Source organism: Paraburkholderia madseniana, assembly GCF_009690905.1.
Lineage (GTDB): Bacteria > Pseudomonadota > Gammaproteobacteria > Burkholderiales > Burkholderiaceae > Paraburkholderia > Paraburkholderia madseniana.
This window is the reverse complement of sequence record NZ_VOSW01000211.1, coordinates 1-4,811: the sequence shown is the minus strand read 5'-3', so window position 1 is coordinate 4,811 and position 4,811 is coordinate 1. Positions and strand designations below refer to the sequence as shown.

Genomic DNA, 4,811 nt, shown 5'->3' with positions numbered 1-4,811 from the left:
TCGACCTGGTCATTCTGGACGAACTCGGATATCTGCCCTTCAGCCAGGCCGGCGGGGCGTTGCTATTCCACCTGCTGAGTCGCCTGTACGAGCATACAAGCGTTGCGGTGACAACGAATCTGGACTTTGCCGAATGGTCCAGTGTGTTCGGCGACGCGAAGATGACCACGGCATTGCTGGACCGGCTGACGCATCACTGCCACATCGTGGAAACCGGCAACGAAAGCTACCGTTTCCGCCATAGCAGCGCCAGTGCAAAGAAGCGTATCCGCTCGCGCGAAGCAGCACGCAGAGCCGACGGTGCGAGCGCGAACGAATCAGCCTGATCGTCGCTTGCCGCGCAGAGGAAGCCGCTACGGGCTACGCCCTTCGCAGCTTCCTCTGCGCAATGCATCCTCATACGAAGGAGGACAACCACTCCGGAAACCCATACACTTATCCACAACCGGTCCTTCTTCAGGCCGGTCTCCACCCCGGCTCAAAGCTCGATCGGCGCGGTGGCTCAAAATTCATTCGGCGCGGACATTGCGGAGCGCCTAGACACTCCGCGCGAGACAATCGGCGACCTGTTGGACAGGATGCCCGTCGGCAAGGCCAAGCCCGAGACCGTGCGCCATAGGAAGTACGTGGATTCAGCGATCCGCGACGAGATCGGAAAGGTACTGTGCGCCGATCTGACGACGAAACACGTCGCCGGCATGCTCGAGAAGGTCGAGGGGCGTGGGAAAATGCAGTGGGCAGTTCACATCCGCAGTCGCATGCGCGCAGTGTGTCGCCGCGGAATGGCGCTCGGGTGGATGGACAAGAACCCGGCCGACGCAACCGACAAGGCCAAGGTCACAGTGAAACGCCGCCGGCTCACGTTCCCGGAGTTCCAGGCGATCTATGAAAAGGCACCGCAGGTAGCGTTATGGCTGCAGAACGCCATGCTGCTGGCGCTCGTTTCCGGACAAGACCGGTCCACGGTGGCCCGCTGGGAGCGCAGCTTCCAACAAGACGGTTGTGCAGTCCTGACGCGCGGCAAGACGGGCGTCCGCATCGCGATTCCACTCGAGCTGCGGCTCGACGTACTGGGCATGTCGCTTGCCGACGTGATCGCTCGCTGCCGCTCGACAGGCATTGTCAGCAAATATCTTATCCATCACATCCGACCGAACGTCAACGCGCCCAAGGGCTCGGCGATCAAGATCAAGACCTTCACTTCGAAGTTCAAGGAAGCGCGCGACCTTGCCGGCATTACGGGCGACGACGCGCCGACCTTTCATGAAATGCGAAGTTTGACGAAGCGACTGTACATGGAACAGGGCGGCGTAGACACCAAAGCACTACTCGGGCATATGACTGACGCGATCGCTGACTTGTACGCAAATTCGCGTGGCCTTGAGCCTCTGAAGGTGAAGATCAGCACAAGGTGACTAGATCAACGTGCATTGGCGTCAGGCACAAATAGATCGTCATGGGATGAGCTTTCAGGGCGCTGCCCAGTCCCAGCTGCCGTTCACCGCAAATAATCTCTTCAGTTCTCCGCGGGGACTAGCTGACCTGCAGTCAAAGTAGCGCTTCGGCTTGCTAATATCGCCCCCTTCGTAACGATGCGAAAAAATGCGGAGAGGAAGGTCCCCAAAGCCGGCCTGTTGAGCAAGAAATGGAACGATTAGGAGACAGCCGTCGTTTCCACCAGCGCACGGCAATAGCGTGCAATCGATCTCGATGCGGGCGATCGCGGCGAGATCGATTCCCGCGTCATCTGGACTCTTTACTTTGCGCCAATACTCCTGGTCCGGATGGGTCTTCGGCTCCATGCCGCCCCCAGCCAGCGATTCGCCGAGACAGGTTGCGACACCCGCAGCCGTAACCGCGTGAGCGACATACTGAACCCCTAACCCTTTCGCTTTTGCCCCCCCACTCCTCAACGAGATTGAAAATCACCTGATTACGAGGACGCACAAGATCTGGAAGCATATCGGAACCGCCCTCAATTTAGGTAGCAGTTAAAAAACGTTCGAGCACGATAAGTCGGTCTAGGCAGTCGGTTCATGACATCTTCAGTCCTCACGCAAGTGCACGGGTGCCGATGAGAAGCTTTGGCACTTTGGATGCATGGACGACTGTAGTGCGCGCGCACCGTAATCCGCGAACGTTCCCCAAGCGTTACCGTCGAATGACCCGGTGCCGGAATAGCGCCGCAGCGCGCCCAATCCATGCGTAGGGCAAAGCCGCCGCAGCCCTAACTTCACAAATAGGGTCGACCGAGAAAATTCTGCACTTGACTGCGTTGTGCAATCAGGTTTGCGGCTAGCTAGCATGCAAAAGGTCTTTTTAACCATTGCCGTGCACGAGGCGCCATTTGTGCCCGACGTGGCACTCGGGGCACGCGCCTCACCAGCAACGCTTGGATACGACAGCCGTTCGCGACGTTACAGACAACCGCCGAACTCAGCGAATAGGTGCTACGGGTTTTGAACAAATTTTGAACAGGTAGTGAACAACCCTTGCTGGATAAGACTTTGCGGGCGACGGGAAATGTCGAAATGGTAGGGGCCGACATCGAAGCTCGCGGCGCTGAACCGATCCGGATAGGCGCGGCGCAGCAACGCCGCAACGCGCTCGCGGAACTCGCCCGGGCGCAACGGCAGCCCGACATAGTCGTCTGCCCCGCTGGCAAAGGCACGCACCACGCTATCCTCCGACGTCTCGGTCGAAGCGAACAGGACCGGCAGGCGATCGCCGCCGACCGCGCGCACCGACCTCAGGACTTCGGCGCCGGACAGGCGCGTGCCTTGCCAGTCCAGCACCAGCAGATCCACGGTGGAACGGGCGAGCGCTTTCGACATGCTCAGACCGTCGTCATAGACCATACAGGTATGGCCGGCACTCATAAGAATCTTTTCGATCGACTGACGCATGACGGGGTCACGCTGAAGAATGGCAATGCGCATGGGATGACTCTTAACTGATAGCTCGGACGCGATTCTCAGAGGGACGCCCACTCCTTCACATAGGAGCAATCCTAATTTGCATACCAATCGCCCGACTCCCACACGTGGGCACGGCATTCCTACACCCAACCGCTGCGGCTCGCACAACGCGCAGCCCTCATGGTCCTGCCTGCCGTCGAAAAGGCACGCCTCAGGGAACTTTTCCCAATCTAATTAAGCACTTCCCGAAGCGACCGGCTTTCATCCTGTAAAATCGCCGCCCTGGCCCCAGTCGTCATCGCGCTTGCTCTACCCGGGCCGGCGCGCCGGTGTCCCGTGCTCTACCCAGCGCTTGCCACACTTCTCGCCCGACGACCGCCGTATTTCCACGCGCCACGTGTGGTTTCCAATTCAAGACAAGACACAAGCAATGCAAGCGACAAATCTGGGTGGAGCGCAGGCTGTCACCCCACGCCCTCTTGGGCGAAGCGATTACAAGACGCTCGGTCTCGCCGCGCTCGGCGGGGCGCTGGAGTTTTACGACTTCATCATCTTCGTATTCTTTGCGCCGGCGATCGGCCAGCTGTTCTTCCCCGCCGCGATGCCGGACTGGCTGCGTCAGGTGCAGACCTTCGGCATCTTCGCGGCGGGCTATCTGGCCCGGCCGCTCGGCGGCATCATCATGGCGCACTTCGGCGACCTGTTCGGCCGCAAGCGCATGTTCACGCTGAGCGTGCTGCTGATGTCGGTGCCGACGCTGATGATGGGCCTGCTGCCCACCTACGCCAGCATCGGCGTAATGGCGCCGGTATTGCTGCTGCTGTTCCGCGTGATGCAAGGCGCGGCGGTCGGCGGCGAAGTGCCGGGCGCATGGGTGTTCGTTTCCGAGCACGTGCCGCAGCGGCACATCGGCTATGCGTGCGGCACACTGACAGCCGGCCTCACGGCAGGCATCCTGCTCGGCTCGCTGATTGCCTCGGCGGTGAACCGCAACTTCGCACCGGCGGAAATCTCCGCCTACGCATGGCGCATCCCGTTCCTGGTGGGTGGCGTGTTCGGCATGTTCTCGGTTTATCTGCGCCGCTGGCTGCATGAGACGCCGGTGTTCGCCGAGCTCAAGCAACGCAAGGCGATCGCCGCGGAAGTGCCGCTCAAGGCCGTGTTGCGCGACCACGGCCGCGCTGTGATCGTGTCGATGCTGCTCACGTGGATGCTGTCCGCTGCGATCGTCGTGGTGATTCTGATGACGCCGACGCTGCTGCAGAAGCAGTTTCATATCGCGCCGGCCACCGCGTTGCTGGCGAACTGCGTGGCGACGCTGTGCCTGACGATCGGCTGCGTGATGGCTGGCTCGATCGCCGGCCGCATCGGCGCGGGGCGCACGATTTTCATCGGCGGCCTCGCGCTGGCCGTGACGTACTACGTGATGTTCCAGCAGCTTGCCGTCGATACGTCGGCGCTGGTGCCGCTGTATGGGGTGGCCGGCCTGTTCGTCGGTGTGATCGGCGCGATTCCGTTCGTGCTGGTGAAGGCGTTCCCGCCGGTCGTGCGATTCTCGGGCATCTCGTTCTCGTATAACGTTGCCTACGCAGTGTTCGGCGGCCTCACGCCGATCGCCGTTTCGCTGATGATGAAGTCGAACCCGATGGCCGCGCCGCTGTATGTCGGCGCGATCTGCATTGTCGGGGCATTGACGACGCTGTTTATCAAAGACGCGCCACAAGTGCGCTAGTCGAGCTGTTTCGCAACGGCGCACCGCGTGGTGCGCCGTTGTTTGCATCGGCTCCACGCCCCGCCTTTACGGCAATTCCGGCGACATCGACACTTCACGTCGGACCGAAACATCGTGCGCTGCATCAGCCTACGATGTGTCTCATGAACTCTTCCAATACC

Annotated in this window: 4 protein-coding genes and 1 pseudogene; 3 read left to right on the top strand and 2 right to left on the bottom strand. The window is 60.7% G+C overall.

Translation table 11 applies throughout. The annotated features are described in order from the left end of the window. On the top strand, window positions 1-326 hold a 326-nt coding region (locus FSO04_RS44945), incomplete at its 5' end, for an ATP-binding protein (protein WP_166618391.1). Window positions 327-497: 171 nt separating this feature from the next. Further along, on the top strand, window positions 498-1,415 hold the full coding sequence (locus tag FSO04_RS44940) for a phage integrase central domain-containing protein (RefSeq protein ID WP_154567824.1): 918 nt from the start codon (window positions 498-500) through the stop codon (window positions 1,413-1,415). A gap of 54 nt (window positions 1,416-1,469) precedes the next feature. On the opposite strand, the gene FSO04_RS44935 is transcribed toward FSO04_RS44940, so the two are convergent. Next, window positions 1,470-1,802: a hypothetical protein gene (locus FSO04_RS44935; protein ID WP_154567823.1), complete on the bottom strand. Its 333-nt coding sequence runs from the start codon at window positions 1,800-1,802 to the stop codon at window positions 1,470-1,472. A 711-nt stretch (window positions 1,803-2,513) separates the two neighbouring features. Further along, window positions 2,514-2,939 (bottom strand): annotated as a pseudogene (locus tag FSO04_RS44930) (response regulator transcription factor); the annotation flags it as partial. A 409-nt stretch (window positions 2,940-3,348) separates the two neighbouring features. Here FSO04_RS44930 and FSO04_RS44925 point away from each other — a divergent pair. After that, window positions 3,349-4,650 carry an MFS transporter gene (locus FSO04_RS44925; RefSeq protein ID WP_154567821.1) on the top strand — a complete coding sequence of 434 codons (1,302 nt, stop codon included), beginning with the start codon at window positions 3,349-3,351 and terminating at the stop codon, window positions 4,648-4,650. Window positions 4,651-4,811 lie beyond the last annotated feature (161 nt).

Bases quoted from the DNA above. Each gene is read 5' to 3' on its own strand.
- FSO04_RS44935 (WP_154567823.1), bottom strand. From the start codon at position 1,802: ATGGAGCCGAAGACCCATCCGGACCAGGAGTATTGGCGCAAAGTAAAG.
- FSO04_RS44925 (WP_154567821.1), top strand. From the start codon at position 3,349: ATGCAAGCGACAAATCTGGGTGGAGCGCAGGCTGTCACCCCACGCCCT.